Below are 23,039 nucleotides of genomic sequence, written 5' to 3' on the forward strand. Positions count from 1 at the left end.
GCTGCGACGCTGCGACGCTGCGACGGCGTCGGCTACTGCAGCGCCGCCGTGAGCCGCGCGACGTTGTCGAGCACCTTGGAACGGCGCGGACGGTCGACCCACTCGTCGAGCGTGAGTTCGAAGCTGTGCTCCTTGTACGCTTCCTGCACCTCGCGCAGGGCGTCGACGAAGCGGTGACCGCGCACCATCACGGAGACCTCGAGGTTCAGGCTGAACGAGCGCATGTCCATGTTGCTCGAGCCGATCACCGACACCTCGTCGTCGATCGTGAAGTGCTTGGCGTGCAGGATCGTCGGCGCGCGGTAGAGCCAGATCTTCACGCCGGCCCGCAGGAGTCCCTCGTAGTAGGAGCGCTGCGCGTGCCAGGTCATCGTGTGGTCGCCCATCTCGCCGACGAACAGTTCGACCTCGACCCCACGCTGCGCCGTCGTGGTGATGGCGTAGAGCATCGAGTCGTCCGGCACGAAGTACGGCGAGGTGATCGACACCTTCTGCTGCGCGGAGTAGAGCAGCGCGTTGAACAGGCGCAGGTTGTTCTCGCCGTCGAACCCCGGCCCGGACGGCACCACCTGGCAGTCGAGCGCGTCGCCGCGGTCGGCCCGCTGGACGGGGTCGCTCTCACGCAGCAGCAGCTCGTCGGTCTCGCTGTACCAGTCGGTGACGAACAGGGCGTTGAGCCCGGCGACGACCGGCCCCTCGAACCGGGCGAACAGGTCCTTGTAGACCATGCCCTTCTCGACGTGGGACCTGATGTCGTAGGAGGCGTCGATCAGGTTCTGCGAGCCGGTGAACGCGACCGAGCCGTCGAGCACCATGATCTTCCGGTGGTTGCGGAGGTCGGGACGCTGGAACTTGCCCTGCAGCGGCAGGAGCGGGAGCATCAGGTGCCACTCGATGCCCGCCTGGTCCATGAACGCCAGGGTGTCCTTGTACCCCGGGTACCCGCGGCTGGCCCAGTGGTCGAGCAGGAACCGCACGGTCACACCGCGGGACTGTGCCCGCGCGAGCGCCTCGAAGAAGGGCCGGGTGGTGTCGTCGAGCGTCGCGATGTAGAACTCGACGTGCACGAAGCGGCGGGACTGGTCGATCGCCCGGGTCATCTCGGCGATGGACTCCTCGGAGTCGGGGTAGAGCTCCGCCGAGTTGCCCCCGACCAACGGCATCGCTCCGAGCTCGCGGTTCAGCCGTGTGACGCTCTCCAGCCACGCGGGCCACGGGTGGTCACGGCGGACCCGCTCGATGCCCTCGGTCTGCTCGAGGATGTACGCGTTGATCTCGGTCTGCTTCTCGCGTCGGGCGCGCGGGAGCTTCGTCGACCCGATGACCAGGAAGACGATGAAGCCGATGTAGGGGATGAGGAAGATCGCGAGCAGCCACGCCGTCGCGGTCTGCGGCTTCCGGTTGATCGGGACGTAGATGATCGAGAAGACGCGGATCGCCAGGTCCAGCAGGACGAGCAGGACGGTGATGACGACGGTGAGCCAGTGCTCCACGGGGTGCCGGTGTCGGGTGTCGTTCGCAGGGGCCGCGGGTCAGCGGAAGTTGATGAACTGCAACGGGACGTCGAACTCTTCACCCTTGAGGAGCTGGATCGTGTTCTGCAGGTCGTCACGGCTCTTCGACGAGACGCGGAGCTCGTCACCCTGGATCTGGCTCTTCACGGTCTTCGGGGCGTTGGCACGCAGGAACGCACCGATCTTCTTCGCCACGTCCTGCTCAATGCCGTTCTTGAACTTGACCTCGATGCGGTACTCCTTGCCCGAGGGGTACGGGTCGCCGGCGTCCAGGCTCTTCAGGCTGATGTTGCGCTTGATCGCCTTGCTCTGCAGCACGTCGAGGACCGCCTTGGCGCGCTCTTCCGAGTTCGCCTTGATCAGGACGTCCTCACCGCTGAACGCGACCGAGGCGTCGGCACCCTTGAAGTCGTACCGCTGCTCGATCTCCTTGGCCGCCTGGTTGAGGGCGTTCTCCGCCTCCATCTTGTCGACCTTGCTGACCACGTCGAAGGAACTGTCTGCCATGCGGAACAGCCTAACGGCGGAGGGCCCGCGTCGCCGGTTCCCGGGCGACGCGCCAGCGGCGTCCGGGCCGTGCCGATGGGGAGAGAGGCCCGGTTCCGGTCGCGCGGATCGGCTGACGGTGGTCACGACCACCGTCAGCGATCCGCTATGCTTTTGTGCGCGCCTTCGGTTGGTGATCACACCGGCTGGGTGCGCATGGCAAGTTACCCAAGCGGCCAAAGGGATCTGACTGTAAATCAGCCGGCGTAGCCTTCGGGGGTTCGAATCCCTCACTTGCCACCATCTGATCGGCCCCGTCCACTGCGGACGGGGCCGACGGTGTTTCCGGGAGGATGGGTGCATGGCCTCCGACCTCACCCCCGCCCAGTTCGCCGACCTCGCCGAGTCGATCGCCCGTGACGCCGCGGCGCTGGCCGCACGGCGCCGCGCCGAGGGGGTCGAGGTCGCGGACCGGAAGTCGAGCATCGTCGACGTGGTCACGGCCGCTGACCGCGAGGTCGAGGCGCTCATCCGTGCCCGCATCGCCGAGGCCCGTCCCGACGACGCCTTCCACGGCGAGGAGTCCGGATCCGCCTCGGGTGCCTCGGGCATCACGTGGGTGGTGGACCCGATCGACGGCACGGTCAACTACCTGTACGGCAGCGACGAGTACGGCGTGAGCATCGGTGTCGTCCGCGGCGGGGCCGACCCGATGACCTGGGAGCCGATCGCGGGCGTCGTCGTGGCACCGGCGACGGGCACCGTCTTCCGCGCGGCCGCCGGACAGGGCGCGACGCGCGACGGGGAGCCGTTGTCCGTCGCCGCGCCCGGGTCGCTGGCGGAGACGCTCGTCGCCACCGGGTTCGGGTACACGGCGGACCGTCGTCGCGAGCAGGTGGCGGTGCTCGCCGGCCTCATCGGCGAGGTGCGGGACATCCGCCGTGGGGGAGCGGCGTCGCTCGACTGCTGCGCGGTCGGGGCGGGGACGGTGGACGCCTACTACGAACGCGGGATCAACCCGTGGGACATGGCGGGCGGGGCCCTCGTGGCACAGGAGGCCGGCGCGGCGATCCGCATCTGGGAGGCCGGGGGGACCCGCTCCTTCCTGTTCGCGAGCCCCGCCGTCGCCGACGAACTCGAGGCGCTGGTGCGTCGGCTCGAGGCCGGTGCGCTCGGATCCGTGCCGGCCTGACGACCCGCCGGGCACCACCTCCGGGGGTGCTGGGTGGACATGACCACGACTGGCGACCTGGGACGTCGCCTGCTAGCGTGCTCAGGTCCCGTTATCTGCTCGTTACCAACGAGTGGGCCCTTCTCCGATCAGGATCGCCACCGCACGCATGCCCCGTACTCCTCTGTCGTCCGCTCCCACCGACGGTTCCGTCGACGCCGCCACCCCGGTCGTCCACCAGACCCGACGCGCTCGGATCGAGGCAGAACGAGCGGCGGTCAAGGGCTCGACCGCGGCGCAGGACTCGACGGGTCCCAGCTTCGACGACGTCATCGGAGCGGCCACGCCGGGGACCCCTGCGGCCCCCGTGTCGCCGATCGACTTCGCGCCGGCGTCGCCCGCGCGCCCGGCCTCGCGCATCCAGACGCCGCCGGCACCCACCTCGCCCGACGTGCAGGCGCAGTCCGTCGCCCCCGTCGTTCCAGTGTCCGAGCCCCGCCGCGTGGCCGGTCAGGTCCCCGCCTCACGCCGCCGCAACGGCCGTGCAGTCACTACGGCCCCGGCCCCGGTCGACCGCGCGACGCGCCACATCCCCTCCACCAGCACACCCGTCGCAGCGCCGACCCGGAAGCGGGGCGCGTCGTTCCGCCGGTCGGCCTCGCGCGTGACCGCCGTCGGCGCCCTGCTCTTCGCGGCCGGCCTGGTCGTCTCGACCTCCCTGCCGGCGCAGGCCCTCTGGGTGCCCGAGTCCGGGTCGACCGCGGCTCGTGCCACCTCCGGTGGTGCCACCCAGTCGATGCAGGTCGGGGCCGCCGCCGATGGTTCCACCGCCCGAGACCAGTTCACGGTGTCCGACGCCACGCAGTACGCCAACGTCGACTCCTCGAGCTTCACGAACGACCCGACGGGCACGATCCAGTGGCCGTTCCTGACCGGCGTCCCGATCACCTCGGGCTTCGGTGGCCGCCAGGTCGCCGGGTGCTCGTTCTGCTCGACGAACCACATGGGCGTCGACTTCGCACCGGGTGAGGGCACCCCGATCGGTGTCATCGCCGCCGGCACCGTGATCAAGGTGCAGGCGAACGACGGCGGCTTCGGCAACGACGTCTGGGTGGAGCACGACGTCGACGGCAAGCAGTTCGTCAGCGTCTACGGCCACATGGAGGACAACTCCTTCAAGGTGGTCACCGGCCAGCACGTCGAGGTCGGCGACATCCTCGGTCTCGTCGGCAGCACGGGCAACTCCACGGGCCCGCACCTGCACCTCGAGGTCCACGTCGACGGAGTCCCGGTGGACCCGCTGGCGTGGCTCAAGGCCAACGCGAACTAGCGGCCCACGACGCGGCACGCCCGGGCGTCTCGTCCGGTTCCGGAGCAGCGTCGGAGGTCTGCTATCCTCGTGTGGTGCCGTTCGCGGCACATCGCCCCGATAGCTCAGTGGTAGAGCACCTCCATGGTAAGGAGGGGGTCGTCAGTTCAATCCTGACTCGGGGCTCCGACCCGGTGCGCACGCCGCTCCGGATCTCTGGCGGGGTAGCTCAGTTGGTTAGAGCACACGACTCATAATCGTGGGGTCGCGGGTTCAAGTCCCGCCCTCGCTACGCGCAAGGCCCTCTCGTCCAAGATCATCTGGGTCAGGGGGCCTTCTCTGTTGGTGGCGGCGCAGACCCCTGCTGCGCCGCCCGACTGCCCGACCGACCGCTCAGTCCACCGCTGCTTCCGCGTCGGTATCGACGTTCTCCTGCGCGGCGAACTGGGTCCGGTGCAGCTCCTCGTACCGCCCACCGGCGGCCAGCAGCTCGTCGTGCGTACCGCGCTCCGCGATCGAGCCGTCCTCGACCACCAGGATCAGGTCCGCGCTGCGGATGGTGGAGAGTCGGTGGGCGATCACCATCGCGGTCCGTCCCTCGAGCGCCTCGCCGAGTGCGGCCTGCACGGCGGCCTCGGACGTCGAGTCCAGCGCTGCCGTCGCCTCGTCGAGGATGACGACGCGCGGCTGGGCGAGCAGGAGCCGCGCGATGGTCATGCGCTGCCGCTCACCGCCGGACAGCCGGTAGCCGCGTTCTCCCACCATCGTGTCCAGCTGGTCGGGCAGGGACCGGATGAGCGGTTCGAGACGAGCGCGACGGACGGCGTCCCACACCTCGTCCTCGGCCGCCTCGGGCCGCGCGAACCGCAGGTTGGAGCGGATGGTCTCGTGGAACAGGTGGCCGTCCTGCGTCACCATGCCGAGGGTGTGCCGCATCGAGGCGAAGGTGACGTCGCGGACGTCCGTGCCCGCCAGGCGGACGGTGCCGCTGTCGACGTCGTACAGGCGCGAGAGCAACTGCGCGACCGTGGACTTGCCCGCACCCGACGTCCCGACGAGGGCGACGGTCTGGCCCGGCTCGATCCGGAAGGACAGCCCGTGCAGGACCTCCTCGCCGCCGCGGGTGTCGAGCGTCGCGACCTCCTCGAGCGAGGCGAGGGACACCTTGTCGGCGGACGGGTAGGCGAACCGGACGTCGTCGAACTCGACGGACACCGGCCCGTCGGGGATGGTGACCGCGTCCGGCTGCTCCTGGATGAGCGGTTCGAGGTCCAGGACCTCGAAGACGCGCTCGAAGCTGACCACGGCGCTCATGATCTCCACCCGGGCGTTCGCCAGACTGGTCAGCGGCGCGTACAGGCGGGTGAGCAGGAGCGCCAGGGTGACGACCTCGCCGGTGTCCAGCCGCCCGGCGAGCGCGAGGAAGCCGCCGAGCCCGTACACGAGCGCCAGGGCGAGTGCGGAGACGAGCATCAGTGCGGTGAAGAAGACGAACTGCAGCATCGCGGTCCGGACCCCGATGTCGCGGACGCGGGCAGCGCGGACGCGGAACTCCTCGGCCTCCTCGTCGGGCCGGCCGAACAGCTTGACGAGGGTGGCGCCGGGTGCCGAGAAGCGCTCGGTCATCTGGGTGCTCATCGCGGAGTTGTGGTCGGCGGCCTCGCGGCGCAGCGCGGCCAGGCGGCTGCCCATCCGGCGCGCGGGGACCAGGAAGAGCGGCAGCATCACCACGGCGAGGACCGTCACGAGCCACGAGGTGCTGAGCATGACGATCAGGGTGAGGACCAGCGCCACCAGGTTCGTGACGACGCCGGACAGGGTGCCGCTGAAGGCCTGCTGCGCACCGATCACGTCGTTGTTCAGGCGGCTCACGAGCGCGCCGGTCCGGGTGCGGGTGAAGAACGCGATCGGCATCTTCTGCACGTGGTCGAAGACGGCGGTGCGGAGGTCCAGGATCACGCCCTCGCCGATCCGTGCCGAGTACCAGCGTGTCGTCAGCGACACGGCGGCGTCGGCGACGGCGACCAGGGCGATGACCAAGGCCAGCCGGACGATGGTGGCGACCTCGCCCCGGGCGACGATGACGTCGACCACCTGTCCCGCGAGCACCGGCGTCGCGACGGCGAGGAAGGCACCGACGACGGAGAGGGCGATGAACACCAGCAGCTTCGCCCGGTACGGCACCGCGAACGTCAGGATCCGTCTAACGGTCGCGCGGGAGAACCCGTGCTTGCCGCCCTGCGCGGACGAGATCTTGTACAGCGAGCTCCAGGCAGCGCTCTCCATGCTCATGGCGGTTCCTTTCCCGGGCCCCGCGCCCAACCTAGATGGCCGACGGGGTCATCGGTGACCGATCCGGGCACGGTGCGCCGGGCGGCCACGTGCTGCAGCCCGCTACCGGGTGCGGTGGGAGCCGGTGTCGGTCCGCGTCGCGAGCACCCCGGCGGTGCGGAACGCGTCCTCGACGGCGGCGGTGACCTCGTGCCAGGCGGCCCGACGCCGGTTCGCTCCGATGCTGCCGCCGGACACGGCCGTGCCGTGCCCGGCCCGGCGCAGCGAGATCGTCGTGGTGGCACCGTCCACGACGGTGGACAGCTCGTACCGGCGGTACTCCCGGGCCGGCTGCACGAGCGCGCCGAGCAGGATGGTGAGCGCCCGGCTGCCTGCCGTCGCGGTCATCGTGCCACCGGTCGACTCGACGTGGTGACCGGTGCGGCGCAGCGCGGCGGCGGCGACCTCCATGGCGGTGCACCGGTCGCCCGTGTGCACGGCGAACTCCGTCGTGGTGTCCATCGGCCCTCCCCGTCCCGAACGAACGCGTGCCGAACGGCACGCACCGATTCCCCCGAATCGGTCTCAGACAGTCTAACTGATGCGTTCTCATGGACGACAGTGCGGCCCGAGCGCCAGACGGACCCGCCCGGACGGACCCGCCCGCACGGGCCTTCAGTAGACTGCCGTGGTGTCAGTGAACCCCGAGCTCGTCGGCAGGACGTTCCCGCCGGCCCAGCCCTACCTGGTCGGCCGCGAGAAGGTGCGCGAGTTCTCTCGTGCGGTGTTCGCGACCAACCCCGTCCACCACGATCCGGACGCCGCCCGCGCCGCCGGGTACGCCGACGTGGTCGCACCCCCGACGTTCGCCGTCGTCGTGCAGGAAGCCACGCTCGCGCAGCTCCTGAACGAGCCCGACGCCGGCATCGACTTCTCCCGCGTGGTCCACGGCGAGCAGTCCTTCACCTACGACCGTCCGATCGTCGCCGGTGACGAGCTCACCGCGACCCTGACGGTGACCAGCGTGAAGACCCTCGGCGGCAACGCGATGGTCACGGCCCAGAGCACCATGAACGACGCCGAGGGGGAGCACGTCGTCACGGCGACCTCCACCCTCGTGGTCCGAGGAGACGACGCATGACCGCCGCACCCGCCACCGCGCTCGAGGTCGGCACCGTCGTCGCCGAACGTGCCGTGCACCTCACCCGTGATTCGCTCGTCCGGTACGCCGGCGCCTCGGGCGACTTCAACCCGATCCACTACCGCGACGACGTCGCCGCCTCGGTCGGTCTGCCCGGCGTCCTCGCCCACGGCATGCTCACCATGGGGATCGCCGTGCAGCCGGTGGCCGAGTGGCTCGGCGACCGCGGCTGGGTCGCGGGCTACGGCGTCCGTTTCACGCGCCCCGTCGTCGTCGACCCGGAGCAGGGTGCCACGGTCGGCATCGTCGCGAAGGTCGGCACCGTCGACGAGGACGGCCGTCCGAAGCGCATCGACCTCACCGTGACCGCCGCCGGGCAGACCGTGCTCGGCAAGGCGCAGGTCACGGTGGTGTTCCACTGACCGTGTCCGAGCCGGTGCTGGCCGACCTGACGACGCTCCGCGTCGGCGGGCCCGCCACCCGGCTGCTGACGGCGACGACGACCGACGAGCTCGTCGCCCACGCGACCGACGCCTTCGACGACCACGAGTGGCTCGTCCTCGGCGGCGGCAGCAACCTGCTGGTCGCCGACCAGGGCTTCGACGGCACCGTCGTGCTGGTCCGCACGACGGGCGTCGACGCGGACCGCGACGCCGACGGCGTCACCGTCCGCGTCGCCGCCGGTGAACCGTGGGACCCGTTCGTCGCCACGACGGTCGCGAACGGCTGGACCGGCCTGGAGGCCCTCAGCGGCATCCCGGGCACGGTCGGTGCATCCCCCGTGCAGAACATCGGCGCCTACGGGGTCGAACTCGCCGACGTGCTCACCCGCGTCGAGTTCCTGGATGCGGCCACGGGGGAGCGCGCGTGGGTCCCGGCAGCCGAGCTGGCGCTCGGCTACCGCACGTCGACCCTCAAGCACGGTCGGCGCGGTGTCGTGCTGACGGTCGAGTTCCGGCTCGGACTCGCGGGGGAGCACGGCGTGCCCGTGCAGTACGCGCAGCTCGCCGGTTCGCTCGGGGTCGACCTCGGCGCGCTCGTGCCGCCCACGACCGTCCGCGACGAGGTCCTGCGGCTGCGCGGTTCCAAGGGCATGGTGCTCGACGGGGACGACCACGACACCTGGAGCGCCGGATCGTTCTTCACGAACCCGATCGTCTCGCCCGCGTTCGCCGAGACCCTGCCAGCTGATGCTCCGCGCTGGCCCGCGGGCGACGACGTCAAGCTCAGTGCGGCCTGGCTCATCGAGCACGCCGGCGTCCACCGGGGGTACGCGGTGCCGGGTTCGCGCGCGGCGATCTCGTCGAAGCACACCCTCGCACTGACGAACCGCGGCGGGGCGACGGCCGCGCAGGTGGCCGAGCTCGCCCGGTACGTGCAGGTGAGCGTCCTGAACCGCTTCGGTGTCTCGCTCGTCCCGGAACCCGTGGTGGTGGGGGACCTGCTCGGCTGAGCGTCCGCGCGACGGGACCGACGAGCACGACGCTCCACGGGCCTCCCGGAACGGGAAGAACGGGCCACCTCGACGAGGTGGCCCGTTCCGTGTCCGGCAGTGTCTACGCGAAGAACTCCGCCAGTCGGGCGACGCCCTCGGCGATGTCCTCGTCGCCCAGCGCGTACGACAGACGCAGGTAGCCGGACGGACCGAAGGCCTCACCGGGGACGACCGCGACCTCGGCGTGCTCGAGGATCAGGTCCGCCAGCTCGAGCGTGGTGGTCGGGGTTGCGCCGGCCCATTCGCGGCCGAGCAGTTCGGTGACGTCCGGGTAGACGTAGAAGGCACCCTGCGGGGTCGGCGTCCGGAACCCCGGGATCGCGTTGAGGCCGTCCACGATCGACCGACGTCGACGATCGAAGGCCTCGCGCATCGCGGCGACGGGTTCCTGGGGACCGGTCAGCGCGGCGATGGCGGCGCGCTGCGACACGTTCGAGACGTTGGACGACAGGTGCGACTGCAGGTTGGAAGCGGCCTTGACGGCGTCGGTCGGGCCGATGAACCACCCGACGCGCCAGCCCGTCATGGCGTAGGTCTTCGCGACGCCGTTCACCAGGATCGTGGTGTCGGCGAGGGCGGGGACCTCGGCCAGGATGCCGGCGAAGCGGACGCCGTCGTACACCAGGTCCTGGTAGATCTCGTCGCTGATGACCCAGATGCCGTGCTCGAGCGCCCACTCGCCGATCGCCCGGGTCTGCTCGGCCGAGTACACCGCGCCGGTGGGGTTCGACGGCGAGCAGAACAGCAGTGCCTTGGTCTTCGGGGTGCGCGCTGCCTCGAGCTGCTCGACGGTCACCAGGTAGTCCTGGTCGCTGCCGGCGAAGACCTCGACCGGCTCGCCACCGGCCAGGCGGATGGCCTCGGGGTAGGTGGTCCAGTACGGCGCGGGCAGCAGGACCTCGTCACCGGCGTCGACGATGGTCTGGAACGCCTGGTACACCGCCTGCTTGCCGCCGTTCGTCACGATGACCTGCGACGGCTCGACCGTGACGCCGGACACCCGGGCGGTCTTGTCCGCGATGGCCTGCTTCAGTTCGGGCAGGCCGGTCGCGGGGGTGTAGCGGTGGTTCTTCGGGTCCCGCGCCGCGGCGACGGCGGCATCGACGACGTGCTGCGGGGTCGCGAAGTCGGGCTCGCCGGCGGCGAACGAGATCACCGGGCGCCCGGCGGCCTTGAGCGCCTTGGCCTTGGCATCGACCTTGAGCGTCGCGGACTCGGCGATGGCGGCGATGCGGGACGCGATGCGCGGGCGATCGGCCGACGCGGTGGCGAGGGTGTCGGGGGACACGTGGGCGGTGGACTCGGGGCCTGGGGCTGAGGTGCTCACGGGGCTCAGCCTACCGGCGCGGCACGCCGTGCAAGGGGTCAAGTGGACACCGTGTGACGGACTCCCGTAGACTCGTCCACCGGAACGCGGATCGGTGACGAACCGTGTTGCGAAGGGCGGTGGCTCAATTGGTAGAGCAGCGGTCTCCAAAACCGCAGGTTGCAGGTTCGAGTCCTGTCCGCCCTGCAACTCTGGAAGGGTAGAAGTTGGCGAGCAAAGACATGGAGACGACGGCGGACGACGTCGTCGCCCAGGCGAAGCAGGACCGGGCCGAGCGCCGCGGGCCCATCGCTGCCATCGTGCTCTTCATCCGTCAGGTGATCGGCGAGCTGCGCAAGGTCGTGACGCCGACCCGCAAGGAACTCTTCAGCTACACGGGTGTCGTGCTCGTGTTCGTCGTCGTCATGATGATCCTGGTGTCGATCCTCGACTTCGTGTTCGGTCTCGGCGTCGGGTACGTCTTCGGCAACGGGCCCACGGCCTGACCCCGACGTCGGTTGCCGTGCGCAGCCGTTCCGAGGAGTACGGTCGCCCGAGACGGCGTCGATCGTGACGGCGTCGATCGTGACCATGACCGACCGCCAACCCGACCCGAACCACCGAACGGAAAGAATCGACTGTGTCTGACAACTCCCGCGATGACATCGACCTCGCGACGGCTGCCGAGCAGTCCTCCGAGGTCGAGGAGAACCAGGAAGGCGACGTCGAGACCGGCGAAGGACGCTCCGTCGAGTCCGCTGAAGAGCGTGCGATCTCGATCGAGGGCGACGACGACGAGTCGCTCGGCCTCAGCTCCGAGCCCGACGACGGCACCGTCGACGCCGGCCTCGACGAAGCGCTGACGGCTCTGCAGGAGTCCCGCGACCCCGAAGCCGACGCCGTCGTGGACGACGCCCTCGAGATCGACTCCGCCGACGAGGCCGAGGCCGCCGTCGAGGCCGTCGAGGACGAGGAAGAAGTCGAGCTCGAATCCGAGACCGCCGCCGAGGCCAACGAGACGCTCGCTGCCGACGAGGCACTCGACGCCGAGGACGAGGACGACGAACCCGCCGAGGTCGACCCGTACGAGGCCTTCAAGGCCGAGCTGCGGATGAAGCCGGGCAAGTGGTATGTCATCCACTCCTACGCGGGCTTCGAGCGCCGCGTGAAGTCGAACATCGAGAACCGCATGGTCTCGATGTCGATGGAGGACTACATCTACCAGGTCGAGGTCCCGATGGAGGACGTCGTCGAGATCAAGAACGGGCAGCGCAAGCTGGTCACCCGCGTCCGGATCCCCTCGTACGTGCTCGTCCGCATGGACCTCAACGAGGACTCGTGGTCGGTCGTCCGCCACACCCCGGGTGTCACCGGCTTCGTCGGCAACGCCCACAACCCGACCCCGCTCCGCTTCGACGAGGCGTTCGGGATGCTCAAGTCCCTGGTGCAGGTGGCCGAGGCCGCCCCGACCAAGGGCGGCGCGAAGGGCAGCGGCTCGCTGCAGGCACAGCCCGCGGCCGAGGTCGACTTCGAGATCGGCGAGACGATCACCATCAAGGAAGGCTCGTTCGCGGGTCTTCCGGGTTCGATCTCCGAGATCAAGCCGGAGAGCGGCAAGCTCACCGTCCTCGTCTCGCTGTTCGAGCGCGAAACCCCGGTCGAGCTCAGCTTCGACCAGGTCACCAAGCTCTAACGACCACCACGCTGTAGCGATCACCGAGATCGACTACACTGAACGGGTTTGGGCCCGCGCGCCTCGTGCGAGCGGGCCTTCACCGCTGTCCGGAACGGCCGGACCAGCGGGAGAGTGCACGGATCCCCGTGTGTTCGATTCCAGGAGGAAGACAAGTCATGGCACCGAAGAAGAAGGTCACGGGCCTGATCAAGCTGCAGATCAACGCGGGAGCCGCCAACCCGGCACCCCCGATCGGTCCGGCGCTCGGTCAGCACGGCGTCAACATCATGGAGTTCTGCAAGGCGTACAACGCGGCGACCGAGTCGCAGCGTGGCAACGTCGTGCCGGTCGAGATCACCGTCTACGAGGACCGTTCGTTCACGTTCGTCCTGAAGACCCCGCCGGCCGCCGAGCTCATCAAGAAGGCTGCTGGTGTGCAGAAGGGGTCCTCGACCCCGCACACGGTCAAGGTCGCGAAGATCTCGATGGACCAGGTCCGTCAGATCGCCGAGACCAAGCAGGCCGACCTGAACGCCAACGACATCGAGCAGGCCGCGAAGATCATCGCCGGCACCGCACGCTCGATGGGCATCACGGTCGAGGCCTAAGCACCGATCGGGCTCCGGCCCACCACCAGACACCTTTCCGTGGGAGAGCCTCGCCGGCTCGCCAACCACGTATCTCGCAAGGAGACCACCATGGCGAAGAAGTCCAAGGCCTACCAGGCCGCGGCCGCGAAGATCGAGGCCGACAAGTTCTACACCCCGACCGAGGCCGTCGCCCTGGCCAAGGAGACCGGTTCCTCGAAGACCGACTCCACGGTCGAGGTCGCGCTCAAGCTCGGCGTCGACCCCCGCAAGGCCGACCAGATGGTCCGCGGCACGGTCATCCTGCCGCACGGCACGGGCAAGACCGCCCGCGTCATCGTCTTCGCGACGGGCGCGGCTGCTGAGGCCGCCATCGCCGCCGGCGCCGACGAGGTCGGTGGCGACGAGCTCATCGCGAAGGTCGCCGAGGGCTACACCTCGTTCGACTCCGCCGTCTCGACCCCGGAGCTCATGGGCAAGGTCGGTCGTCTCGGCAAGGTGCTCGGCCCGCGTGGCCTCATGCCCAACCCGAAGACCGGCACCGTGACCCCGAACGTCGCGCAGGCAGTCAACGACATCAAGGGCGGCAAGATCGAGTTCCGCGTCGACAAGCACGCCAACGTGCACTTCGTCGTCGGCAAGGCCTCGTTCACGCCGGAGCAGCTCGACGAAAACATCTCGACCGCGCTCGAGGAGATCAACCGCCTCAAGCCGTCGTCCTCGAAGGGCCGTTACGTCATGAAGGGCGCCGTCTCGACGACCTTCGGTCCCGGCATCCCGCTGGACGTCAACAGCATCTGAGTCCACTGACTCGTGGAAGGACCCGCACCGGCAACGGTGCGGGTCCTTTCCGCATGTGGGGCGCGTGTCCCGATAACGTGGTGTGGTGCGCACCCTCGTGAACTCGCTCCGGCTGATCGCCGTCATCGCCATCGTCGTCGCGGTCGTCGCGCAGTGGCTCGAGAGCGCGAAGTCCCCGACCTACTCGTTCTGGAACTTCTTCGGCTACTTCACGATCCAGTCGAACCTGATCATCGCCGTGGCCCTCGCGGTGACGCTCGTCGCCGCGGCACGTCGCAAGCGGGCGGACCTCGCCGTCTCGGTGCTCCGCGGTGCCGCCACGGTGTACATCGCGACGACGGGCATCGTCTACAACACGCTGCTCACGGGCGCGAACGTGTCGGCCTCGGTGCCGTGGTCGAACGACATCGTGCACAAGATCATCCCGGTGTACGCGGTGCTCGACTGGCTGCTGTTCTCGGACCGAGCACGGCTGCTGCTCCGGCACGTGTGGTGGTTCCTGCTCTACCCGGCGGTCTGGACCACCGTGGTGCTCGTCCGCGGTGCGACCGACGGGTGGGTGCCGTACCCGTTCCTCGACCCCGCGCAGGGCTACGGTGTCGTCGCGATCTACGTCGTCGGGATCGCGGTGTCGATCACCTTGCTCGGGATCCTGGTCGTGGGGATGAGCCGGTTGCGGCTGGTGAAGGTCTAGCTGGTGACGGTCCAGCAGACGGTCCAGCTGACGGTCTAGGAGCGGAAGCCGCGCAGTTTGTCGAGCACCAGGTCGGCGAGCTGCACCAGCCCCCGGATCTGGTCGTCGTCGCGGTCGACCCAGCGGCACTCGGGTTCGTCGGCCACCGGGACGAACCCGTCGTGGCGTTCCCAGACGAACAGGGTGCGGTCGGCGCCGAGCACGTACTGCTGCCACCAGATCTGCCGCAGGTAGTGCCGGGGGATGCTCCGCCAGCCCTTGCCGGTGGTCTTGATCTCGGCGAGCACCACACGGGACGACTCGTCGACCCCGACGCCGTCCGGGGTGGCGAGGTGCGCGCGGTTCGCGGCGGCGTGGAACAGGTGCGCCGAGGGCTGGATGCCGTGTGTGGCGGCCACCCAGGCGGCGATGACCGGTTCGCGGTCCTTCCCGTGCTCGGTGAACGCGTTGCCGGAGAACCGGGAGCCGTAGCGCTTCTCGGTGACGACGGCCTCGACGGCGCGCAGGGAGGCGAGCCGGGCGACGTCGGTGGCGGTGATGCCCATGGCGCGGGCGCGGAGCCACGCGACGCGGTCCGAGGAGTGCGCGACGATGCGCTCGGTGTGGCCGCGCAGGGCGGTGAACGCGTCACGCGCGGCCGGGACCGGCGTACCGGGGGCGGGATACGCCTCCAGACCGGGGTCCAGGTCGCCCCACAGGGTGGGCTGCACGATCGTCACCCCATGATTGTCCCCCCGACCACCGGCAGGACCGAAACCGACGCGCTCACGCGGCGGGCGGGTGTGCGTCAGGAGGCCAGTTCGCGGCCCTCGGCGAAGGCGACGAGCTCGTCGACCCCGGCGGGGGAGAGGGCGTAGCCGATGGCGAGGGCCGCGGCACCCTGCAGCGCTGCGAGGGAGCCCGCACGGGACTGCACGATGACGAGGTGCTCGCTGGCGAGGGGCATCGAGCGGGAGTAGACGACCTCACGGACGCCGGCGAGCAGGTGCTCACCCGCCTGCGTGATCGATCCGCCGAGCGCGATGACGGACGGGTTGATGAGCGAGATGCACGTCGCCAGCACTTCGCCGATGTCACGGCCCGCCTGCCGGACGGCGTAGATCGCGTCGAGGTCCGATCGGTTCACCAGGTCGATGACGTCGGCTCCGGTGTGCACGTCGTGCCCCTTCGCGCGGAGGGCCCGGGCGATGGCCGGACCGGAGGCGACGGCCTCGAGGCAGCCGGTGTTGCCGCAGTGGCAGGGGACGTCGCCGGCGCGTGAGACGCGCACGTGCCCGATGTCCCCGGCGGTGCCCTGGGCACCGCGCTGCAGCCGGCCCTCGGACACGATGCCGGAACCGATGCCGGTGGCGACCTTCACGAACAGCAGGTGGTCGATGTCCGGCCAGCCGTGCTCCCGTTCGCCGAGCGCGGCGATGTTCACGTCGTTGTCGAGCAGGACGTGGGCGGCGATGTGCTGGCGGAGCCACGAGGGCACGTCGAAGCCGTCCCAGCCGGGCATGATCGGCGGGTTGGCCGGTCGTCCGGTGGAGAACTCGACGGGTCCGGGGACGCCGATGCCGATCGCGATGACGTCCTGTCGGCTGCGCCCGACCTCGGCGAGCAGGTCGTCGATCGTCTCGACGAGCCACGACAGCGTCGGCACCGGGCCGGCCGCGATGTCGATCCGGGCATCACGGGTGGCGAGCGGTGCCGCGACCAGGTCGGTGACGGCGACGCGGCCGTGCGACGCACCGAGGTCGGCGGCGATGACGAGCCGGGCGCGGGGCTTCAGCGCCACCTGGGCGGGCGGACGGCCGCCGGTGGAGACGGCGGTGTCGACGGCACCGACGAGTCCGATGTCGATCAGGGAGTCGAGGCGCACGCCGACGGTGGAGCGTGCGAGTCCTGTCAGTGCGGCGAGCTCGGCCCTGGTGCGCGGCACGCCGTCGCGGAGGATCTGGAAGAGCTCGCTCGTCCCGACCGGAGGCGACGCTGCCGTCCGGTTCAAGTCGACCATGTGGGGAGTGAAGCACACATCGTTCGCGCCACGCAATGAAGTCCGTCGACATTCCTTCGACTTCTGCTTGACCGCCGACAAAAGTGCTCGTAGTGTGACGATCGGTCACTGACGACCGCACCATCTCGACGAGGAGAACCCTGGTGACCCAACCGCTCTCGGTCCAGCTCTATACGGTCCGCGATGCCCTCAGCGCCGATCTGCCCGGCACCCTGCAGCGCATCGCCGACATCGGCTACACGAACGTCGAGGCCTTCGGCTTCGTCGACGACGCCGACGAACTCGCCGCCGCCCTGCGGAGCGCAGGCCTCGCCGCCCCGAGCGGCCACGCCCGGCTGCTCGACGCCGGCGAGCAGGACCTCGAGCGCATCTTCCACGCGTCCACCACCCTCGGGTTCGGGACGCTCATCGACCCGCACATCGACGAGGCTCGCTGGACCACCCGCGAGGACGTCGAGGCGATCGCCCGCGAACTCAGCGCGCTCGCCCCGCGGGCGGCCGACCACGGTCTGGTGCTCGGCTACCACAACCACGCGTTCGAGTTCTCGAACCGCATCGACGGCGTCAGCGCCTACGAGGTCTTCGCCGACGCCCTGTCCGACGACGTCGTGCTCGAGCTCGACACCTACTGGGTGCAGGTCGGCGGGGACGACCCGGTCGCGGTCATCGGCAAGTACGGCGACAAGGTCCGGTTCCTGCACGTCAAGGACGGCGACGGCTCGCACGACGACAAGCAGCAGGTCGCCGTCGGCAACGGCATCATGCCGATCCGCGACATCATCGCCGCCGCACCCGACGCCCTGCACGTCGTCGAGCTCGACGACCACGACGGTGACGTCCTCCAGGCCGTCGCCGACTCCTACACGTTCCTCGAGGGGGCCCGCGCATGACCGACACCACGACCGCCGCTGCGACGGCGACCGACAGCACGCTGCGCACCGGCCCGGTCGGCGTCGGCGTCATCGGCGCCGGGGTCATCTCGGACCAGTACCTGTCGAACCTCACGGTCTTCCCCGACGTGACGGTCCGCTTCATCGCCGACATCGACCTGCCGCGCGCTGCCGCCCAGGCCGAGAAGTGGGGCGTCCCCGGCTCGGGCACCGTCGAGGAGCTCCTGGCCGACGACGACATCGAGATCGTCGTGAACCTGACGATCCCGGCTGCCCACGTCGAGGTCGCGCTGCAGGCCCTGGCCGCAGGCAAGCACGTCTGGGGCGAGAAGCCCTACGCCCTCGACCGTGCCAGCGCCGCGGAGCTCCGTGACGCCGCGGCCGCCGCGGGCAAGACGGTCAGCGTCGCCCCGGACACGTTCCTCGGCGCCGGCCTGCAGACCGCGCTCCGCACCATCCGCGAGGGCCGCATCGGCACGCCGCTCAACGGCCTGACGCTGTTCCAGAGCCCCGGACCCGAGTCGTGGCACCCGAGCCCCGAGTTCCTCTTCGCGTACGGCGCCGGTCCGCTGTTCGACATCGGCCCGTACTACATCACCACCCTCGTCCAGGCGTTCGGACCGGTGAAGAAGGTCACGGCGACGGCGTCGAAGTCCCGCGCCACCCGCACCATCGGCTCCGGACCGAAGGCCGGCACCGAGTTCCCGGTGGACGTCCCGACGAACCACTCCGCGCTCATCGAGTTCGAGAACGGCGGGAGCGCGCAGAGCGTCTTCTCGTTCGAGTCCGACCGGGGCCGGACCGGCTTCGTCGAGATCGCGGGGGAGACCGGCACCGTCGTGTTCCCCGACCCGAACAACTTCGACGGCGGCACCGAGCTGTACCTGCTCGGTGCCGAAGAGCCCGAGACGATCCCCGCGGTCGGCTCCACCTCCTCGCGCGGCACCGGCGTGGTCGACCTGGCCCGCTCGCTGCGGGCCGGCGAGACGAACCGCGTCCCCGGTGCGCTCGCCTTCCACGTCCTCGACGTGATGGTCTCCATCGCCGAGGCAGCAGAACGTGGCGAGGCGGTGCTCGTCGAGAGCACCGTGTCGCCCTCCCCGACCCTCCCCGAGGGCTGGGACCCCGCGGAACGCACCCTGGCCTGACCGCCGGGGCGCTGCCCGCAACCCACAGCAGCACCCGACCAGCACCATCCGCAGCACCAGCTCCACCTCTGCACCATCCCTGCACCATCTCAACGACGAGAAAGTAGAGAGTCATGCGCACTGCCATCCGCGCACTGGCCATCACCGCGGCCGCCGCACTCACCGTGTCCGGCCTCGCAGCCTGCTCCTCCGGATCGTCCGGCGGCGCCGGCGACTCCAAGACGCTCACCTACTGGGCGTCCAACCAGGGCACGTCCCTGCAGAACGACAAGGAGGTGCTGACCCCCGTCCTCGAGAAGTTCACCAAGGAGACCGGGATCAAGGTCGACCTCCAGGTCATCGGCTGGAACGACCTGCAGAACAAGATCCAGACCGCCGTCACCTCGGGCCAGGGCCCGGACGTCGTCAACATCGGCAACACCTGGGCGACCTCGCTCCAGGCCACCGGCGCCTTCCAGGAGTTCGGTGACGCCGAGATGAAGGCGATCGGCGGCGCGGACAAGTTCGGCAAGGTCGCCCTGTCCACCGGTGGCGCGCCCGACAAGACGGTCACGAGCGTCCCGCTCTACGGCCTCGCCTACGGCCTGTACTACAACAAGAAGATGCTGTCCGACGCCGGCATCACCCCGCCCACCACGTGGGAGGAGATGGTCTCGGACGCCGAGAAGCTGACCAAGGGTGACACCTACGGCTTCAGCCTCGCAGGCGGTTCGTACACCGAGAACTCGCACTTCGCGTTCATCAACTCGGCGCAGAACGGTGGCGAGTGGTTCGACAAGGACGGCAAGCCGACCTTCACCTCGAAGGCCAACGTCGACGGCATCAAGCGGTACCTCGACCTCATGCAGGACTCGAAGGTCGCCAACCCGTCGAACGCGCAGTACGACAACGCCACGCAGTCCACCACGGACTTCGCGAAGAAGAAGGCCGCGTTCATCCTCAACCAGAACAACGCGAACGCGACCATCGAGTCGCTCGGCATGAAGTCGTCCGAGTACGGCGTCGTGGCCCTGCCCGCCCCGAGCGGTGGCGAGCAGATCGCCTCGTTCCCCGCTGGCATCAACCTGTCGGTCTTCAAGAACACGAAGAACAAGGACGGCGCGCTCGAGTTCGTCAAGTACATGACGAGCATGGACACGCAGACGACGCTGGACAAGCCGTACTCGGCCCTGCCGGTGCTCGCCAAGGCTGCTGACTCCGTCACGGACGAGCAGACGAAGACGTTCCTCGACATCTACAACAACAAGGCGAAGCCGCTCCCGCTGGTGCCCGCCGAGGACCAGTTCGAGTCCACGGTCGGCAAGGCGATGAACGACATGTTCGCCAAGATCGCGACCGGTTCCAAGGTCTCCGAGGCCGACATCAAGTCGGCTCTGCAGACCGCCCAGGACCAGGTGTCCCAGGCCGCCGGTTGATCCACCCTGGAGGCCCGGGTCGCGTCCGCAGGACGCGCCCGGGCCTCCAGCCCCTGACGCTCCAGAGCCGACCACCCGTCGGCCGTGAGGCACACGCCCCACGCACCCCGCGCCTCCCGGCTGCCACGGCACGCGCGGACCGCACCTGCACGCCCCTCCTGCCGAAAGGCCCCACCAGATGTCCACGACGGTCCTGCCCGACTCGGAGCGCATCGACCTGACGCACACGAAGGCCCCGACGATGTCGGGCCGTCCGCCAGGTCGCAAGCGCAAGACCCACTGGCTGCCCTACGCGCTCGTCGCGCCGGCCATCCTGTTCGAGCTGCTCATCCACATCGTCCCGATGCTCACCGGCATCTGGATCTCGTTCATCCAGCTCACCAAGTACTTCATCGCGAACTGGGGCGCCGCGCCCTTCGCCGGGTTCCGGAACTACCAGGTGGTCGTCGACTTCGACCAGGCGATCGGCCGCGGGGTCCTCAACTCGTTCCTCATCACGTGCGCCTTCACGGTCCTCGTGGTCGGGCTCTCCTGGACCTTCGGCATGGCCGCAGCGGTCGCGCTGCAGAAGCCGTTCGCCGGACGCGGGCTCTTCCGCACCCTGTTCCTCGTGCCCTACGCGCTGCCGATGTACGCCGGCGTCATCACCTGGAAGTTCATGTTCCAGCGGGACTCGGGGGCACTGAACCACCTGCTGGTCGACCAGCTCGGACTGTTCGGTGGCAACGCCCCGTTCTGGCTCATCGGCAACAACGCCTTCGTCGCGGTCGTCGTCGTGGCCATCTGGAAGACCTGGCCGTTCGCGTTCCTGATGCTGATGGCCGGCCTGCAGTCCGTGCCGAACGACGTGTACGAGGCCGCCTCGGTCGACGGCGCGAAGCCGTTCCGGCAGTGGCGCTCGATCACGCTGCCGATGGTCCGTCCGGTCAACGTGACGCTCGTGCTCGTGATGTTCCTGTGGACGTTCAACGACTTCAACACCCCGTTCGTGCTGTTCGGCTCGACCGCGCAGCCACCGGCCGCGGACCTGCTGAGCTTCCACATCTACAACGCGTCGTTCATCACCTGGAACTTCGGTTCCGGCGCCGCGATGAGCGTCCTGCTCCTGCTCTTCCTGCTCGTCGTCACCGGCATCTACCTCGCCGTGACCAACCGGAGGTCCGTCCGTGCGTGAGACAACTGGCGCCAAGTCCTTCAAGATCATCACCCTGGTCGTCCTGACGCTGTTCACGGTCGTGCCGCTCTACGTGATGATCACCACGGCCATCAAGCCCCTCGGCGACGTGCAGGACAACTTCACGTGGATCCCGTCGCGGATCACCTTCCAGCCGTTCATCGACATGTGGTCGACGGTGCCGCTCGGCCGGTACTTCATCAACTCGCTCGTCGTGTGCACGGTGGCGACGGTGTTCTCGCTGATCATCGCGACGTTCGCCGCCTACGGTGTCTCGCGCTGGAACTTCAAGGGCAAGAGCACCTTCACCACCGCGGTGCTCTCCACCCAGATGTTCCCCGGCGTGCTGTTCCTGCTGCCGCTGTTCCTGATCTTCACGAACCTCGGCAACACCCTGGGGATCCAGCTCGTCGGGTCGTGGCTCGGGCTGATCATCACGTACCTGACGTTCACGCTCCCGTTCTCGATCTGGATGCTCGCCGGGTACTTCGAGACCATCCCGCGCGAGCTCGACGAGGCCGCGATGGTCGACGGTTCGGGTCCGATGGGTGCCCTGTTCCGGGTCATCCTGCCGTCGGCCCGTCCGGGTCTGGTGGCGGTCGGGATCTACTCGTTCATGACGGCCTGGGGTGAGGTCCTCTTCGCCTCGGTCATGACGAACGGGCTCGGTTCGACCCTGGCGGTCGGTCTGCAGCAGTACTCGACGCAGACGAACGTGTACTGGAACCAGGTCATGGCGGCGTCGCTCGTCGTGTCGATCCCGGTCGTGGCCGCGTTCCTCGTGGTCCAGCGCCAGTTCGTGGCCGGCCTGACCGCGGGCGCCGTGAAGTAGGCGGAGCCCCTTTCCGCAAGACACCGGTGTTCACGCTCGACACCCCCGCATCACGCGGTGCGCAGCGTGAACACCGGTGTTCTGCCGTTCCCCACCGACCCCGACCACCCGACGACCGACAGGATGGAAGCATGAGCGACGAGACCCGGGGGCGGCAGCTGCTGCCCGGACAGACCAGCCGCGTGCACGTGTACGACGTCGGGTCACGGACCGCGCGGCTCGTGTTCGAGTCGGCAACGGTGCTCGTCGAGGCGCCGAACGTCCTGGACGCCGACACCCTGGTGCTGAACGGCGACGGCGACCTCTGGCTGCTGCGGTTGCCGTCGGCCGACAGCGGCACCGTGCTCGACGAGACCGCGCTCGTGCCGGTGCCGATGGACGGCGTCGACGAGATCAACAACGACCACGTGCTCGACCCGTCCGGCACCTCGATCGTGGTGAGCGCCCGCGACGGCGAGCTGTACCGGGTCCCGTTGCCGGACGGCGGCCCCGCGACCCGGATCACCGACGTCGCTGCGGCCCTGCCGACCAAGCGGAAGTTCTACCTGCACGGCATCGCCCCGGACGGCAGCGCGCTCGCCGCGATCGTGGGGGAGCTGTCCGAGGACGGCGTCTGGACGACCGACGTCGCGATGGTCGACCCCGCGACCGGTGAGCCGACGTTCGTCACGCGGGACGAGCACCCCGACGACGGCTGCACGATCACCGCCGACGGCACGCTGCTCTGGAACACCGAGCGCTTCACACCGGGGACCGCGCAGCTCGCGTCACTCCGGCCCGGCGCCGACGACCCCGTGCGGATCACGAACGACGAGCGGGTGAACTGGTTCCCGCACCTGTCGCCCGACGGCGCACACCTGCTGTCCCTGTCGTACGAGCCCGGCGTGCAGGGCCACCCGGCCGACCACCGCGTCGAGCTCCGGCTGCTGCCCGGCTCGCTCGTCCGCGGCGCCCGGATCGCCGTGCAGCCGGAGACCCTGGTGGCGCTCGACGGCGGGCAGGGGACGGTCAACGTGCCGCCGTGGGCGCCGGACTCGACGTGGTTCGCGTACTGCGACTACCCGGTGGCGCGGTAGCGGGAGCGCCGGGGGGATCGGCGGCGTCCTCACGCGCTGAGCGACAGCCCACGCG

The 23,039-nt window shown here is 69.5% G+C and carries 23 protein-coding genes and 4 tRNA genes; 20 read left to right on the forward strand and 7 right to left on the reverse strand.

The genetic code is table 11. From position 1 onward, the window contains the following. Positions 1-32 precede the first annotated feature (32 nt). On the reverse strand, positions 33-1,493 hold the full coding sequence (gene cls / locus ASF75_RS08995) for a cardiolipin synthase (RefSeq protein WP_017888626.1): 1,461 nt from the start codon (positions 1,491-1,493) through the stop codon (positions 33-35). Positions 1,494-1,532: 39 nt separating this feature from the next. After that, positions 1,533-2,021, reverse strand: a complete 489-nt coding sequence (locus ASF75_RS09000; RefSeq protein ID WP_017888627.1) for a YajQ family cyclic di-GMP-binding protein — start codon at positions 2,019-2,021, stop codon at positions 1,533-1,535. A 197-nt stretch (positions 2,022-2,218) separates the two neighbouring features. Between ASF75_RS09000 and ASF75_RS09005 the strand changes: the two genes are divergently transcribed. The 5 genes from ASF75_RS09005 (at position 2,219) to ASF75_RS09025 (ending at position 4,772) form a co-directional block, all read left to right on the forward strand. Further along, positions 2,219-2,303 (forward strand) — tRNA-Tyr (locus tag ASF75_RS09005). 58 nt (positions 2,304-2,361) lie between these two features. Continuing rightward, a complete protein-coding gene (locus ASF75_RS09010; RefSeq protein WP_056070644.1) occupies positions 2,362-3,192 on the forward strand; it encodes an inositol monophosphatase family protein in 831 nt (276 codons plus the stop codon). Positions 3,193-3,340: 148 nt separating this feature from the next. After that, positions 3,341-4,501 carry a M23 family metallopeptidase gene (locus ASF75_RS09015; RefSeq protein WP_056070648.1) on the forward strand — a complete coding sequence of 387 codons (1,161 nt, stop codon included), beginning with the start codon at positions 3,341-3,343 and terminating at the stop codon, positions 4,499-4,501. A gap of 93 nt (positions 4,502-4,594) precedes the next feature. Beyond that, positions 4,595-4,666 (forward strand) — tRNA-Thr (locus ASF75_RS09020). 32 nt (positions 4,667-4,698) lie between these two features. Then, a tRNA-Met gene (locus ASF75_RS09025) sits at positions 4,699-4,772 on the forward strand. A 101-nt stretch (positions 4,773-4,873) separates the two neighbouring features. Here ASF75_RS09025 and ASF75_RS09030 read toward each other — a convergent pair. Both ASF75_RS09030 and ASF75_RS09035 read right to left on the reverse strand, forming a co-directional pair. Next, positions 4,874-6,772: an ABC transporter ATP-binding protein gene (locus tag ASF75_RS09030; protein ID WP_056070650.1), complete on the reverse strand. Its 1,899-nt coding sequence runs from the start codon at positions 6,770-6,772 to the stop codon at positions 4,874-4,876. Between the two features lie 102 nt (positions 6,773-6,874). Further along, positions 6,875-7,273: a hypothetical protein gene (locus tag ASF75_RS09035; RefSeq protein ID WP_017888631.1), complete on the reverse strand. Its 399-nt coding sequence runs from the start codon at positions 7,271-7,273 to the stop codon at positions 6,875-6,877. A gap of 169 nt (positions 7,274-7,442) precedes the next feature. Here ASF75_RS09035 and ASF75_RS09040 point away from each other — a divergent pair, with 169 nt between their 5' ends. The 3 genes from ASF75_RS09040 to ASF75_RS09050 are packed head-to-tail and all read left to right on the forward strand — an operon-like array spanning position 7,443 to position 9,345. Then, entirely contained in the window at positions 7,443-7,892 is a 450-nt protein-coding gene (locus tag ASF75_RS09040; protein WP_082047026.1) for an FAS1-like dehydratase domain-containing protein, read from the forward strand. Beyond that, a complete protein-coding gene (locus tag ASF75_RS09045) occupies positions 7,889-8,314 on the forward strand; it encodes a MaoC/PaaZ C-terminal domain-containing protein (protein WP_042541105.1) in 426 nt (141 codons plus the stop codon). The genes ASF75_RS09040 and ASF75_RS09045 overlap by 4 nt, the downstream gene beginning before the upstream one ends. Before the next feature lie 2 nt (positions 8,315-8,316). Next, on the forward strand, positions 8,317-9,345 hold the full coding sequence (locus ASF75_RS09050) for a UDP-N-acetylmuramate dehydrogenase (protein ID WP_017888634.1): 1,029 nt from the start codon (positions 8,317-8,319) through the stop codon (positions 9,343-9,345). A gap of 103 nt (positions 9,346-9,448) precedes the next feature. On the opposite strand, the gene ASF75_RS09055 is transcribed toward ASF75_RS09050, so the two are convergent. After that, on the reverse strand, positions 9,449-10,675 hold the full coding sequence (locus ASF75_RS09055) for a pyridoxal phosphate-dependent aminotransferase (RefSeq protein WP_056070653.1): 1,227 nt from the start codon (positions 10,673-10,675) through the stop codon (positions 9,449-9,451). Between the two features lie 152 nt (positions 10,676-10,827). Here ASF75_RS09055 and ASF75_RS09060 point away from each other — a divergent pair. From ASF75_RS09060 to ASF75_RS09085, 6 genes are all read left to right on the forward strand, one after another. Further along, positions 10,828-10,900 (forward strand) — tRNA-Trp (locus ASF75_RS09060). 35 nt (positions 10,901-10,935) lie between these two features. Beyond that, positions 10,936-11,199 (forward strand): preprotein translocase subunit SecE, encoded by a 264-nt coding sequence (secE, locus tag ASF75_RS09065; protein ID WP_017888636.1) that lies wholly within the window; start codon positions 10,936-10,938, stop codon positions 11,197-11,199. Positions 11,200-11,333: 134 nt separating this feature from the next. Further along, entirely contained in the window at positions 11,334-12,386 is a 1,053-nt protein-coding gene (gene nusG / locus ASF75_RS09070; RefSeq protein ID WP_017888637.1) for a transcription termination/antitermination protein NusG, read from the forward strand. A gap of 158 nt (positions 12,387-12,544) precedes the next feature. Beyond that, positions 12,545-12,976, forward strand: a complete 432-nt coding sequence (rplK, locus tag ASF75_RS09075) for a 50S ribosomal protein L11 (RefSeq protein ID WP_017888638.1) — start codon at positions 12,545-12,547, stop codon at positions 12,974-12,976. 90 nt (positions 12,977-13,066) lie between these two features. Further along, entirely contained in the window at positions 13,067-13,756 is a 690-nt protein-coding gene (rplA, locus tag ASF75_RS09080; protein ID WP_017888639.1) for a 50S ribosomal protein L1, read from the forward strand. An 85-nt stretch (positions 13,757-13,841) separates the two neighbouring features. Next, positions 13,842-14,450: a Pr6Pr family membrane protein gene (locus tag ASF75_RS09085; protein ID WP_139179796.1), complete on the forward strand. Its 609-nt coding sequence runs from the start codon at positions 13,842-13,844 to the stop codon at positions 14,448-14,450. A 35-nt stretch (positions 14,451-14,485) separates the two neighbouring features. Here the strand turns inward: ASF75_RS09085 and ASF75_RS09090 are convergent, their stop codons facing one another. Both ASF75_RS09090 and ASF75_RS09095 read right to left on the reverse strand, forming a co-directional pair. Then, positions 14,486-15,169 carry a YqaJ viral recombinase family protein gene (locus tag ASF75_RS09090; protein WP_017888641.1) on the reverse strand — a complete coding sequence of 228 codons (684 nt, stop codon included), beginning with the start codon at positions 15,167-15,169 and terminating at the stop codon, positions 14,486-14,488. A 68-nt stretch (positions 15,170-15,237) separates the two neighbouring features. Continuing rightward, positions 15,238-16,449 (reverse strand): ROK family transcriptional regulator, encoded by a 1,212-nt coding sequence (locus ASF75_RS09095; RefSeq protein ID WP_056070656.1) that lies wholly within the window; start codon positions 16,447-16,449, stop codon positions 15,238-15,240. A gap of 143 nt (positions 16,450-16,592) precedes the next feature. Here ASF75_RS09095 and ASF75_RS09100 point away from each other — a divergent pair, with 143 nt between their 5' ends. The 6 genes from ASF75_RS09100 to ASF75_RS09125 all read left to right on the forward strand — a co-directional run bounded on the left by ASF75_RS09100 (position 16,593) and on the right by ASF75_RS09125 (position 22,984). Then, entirely contained in the window at positions 16,593-17,339 is a 747-nt protein-coding gene (locus ASF75_RS09100) for a sugar phosphate isomerase/epimerase family protein (RefSeq protein ID WP_042541083.1), read from the forward strand. Next, positions 17,336-18,487 carry a Gfo/Idh/MocA family protein gene (locus tag ASF75_RS09105; RefSeq protein WP_056070659.1) on the forward strand — a complete coding sequence of 384 codons (1,152 nt, stop codon included), beginning with the start codon at positions 17,336-17,338 and terminating at the stop codon, positions 18,485-18,487. The genes ASF75_RS09100 and ASF75_RS09105 overlap by 4 nt, the downstream gene beginning before the upstream one ends. A 113-nt stretch (positions 18,488-18,600) precedes the next feature. After that, a complete protein-coding gene (locus ASF75_RS09110) occupies positions 18,601-19,902 on the forward strand; it encodes an extracellular solute-binding protein (protein ID WP_056070662.1) in 1,302 nt (433 codons plus the stop codon). Between the two features lie 178 nt (positions 19,903-20,080). Then, positions 20,081-21,076: a carbohydrate ABC transporter permease gene (locus tag ASF75_RS09115; RefSeq protein ID WP_017888646.1), complete on the forward strand. Its 996-nt coding sequence runs from the start codon at positions 20,081-20,083 to the stop codon at positions 21,074-21,076. Next, positions 21,069-21,908 (forward strand): carbohydrate ABC transporter permease, encoded by an 840-nt coding sequence (locus tag ASF75_RS09120; protein WP_017888647.1) that lies wholly within the window; start codon positions 21,069-21,071, stop codon positions 21,906-21,908. The genes ASF75_RS09115 and ASF75_RS09120 overlap by 8 nt, the downstream gene beginning before the upstream one ends. A 131-nt stretch (positions 21,909-22,039) precedes the next feature. Continuing rightward, on the forward strand, positions 22,040-22,984 hold the full coding sequence (locus ASF75_RS09125) for a TolB family protein (protein WP_056070664.1): 945 nt from the start codon (positions 22,040-22,042) through the stop codon (positions 22,982-22,984). Positions 22,985-23,039: the final 55 nt, after the last annotated feature.

Origin of the sequence: Curtobacterium sp. Leaf154 (assembly GCF_001424595.1) — a bacterium.
GTDB classification, from domain to species: domain Bacteria; phylum Actinomycetota; class Actinomycetes; order Actinomycetales; family Microbacteriaceae; genus Curtobacterium; species Curtobacterium poinsettiae.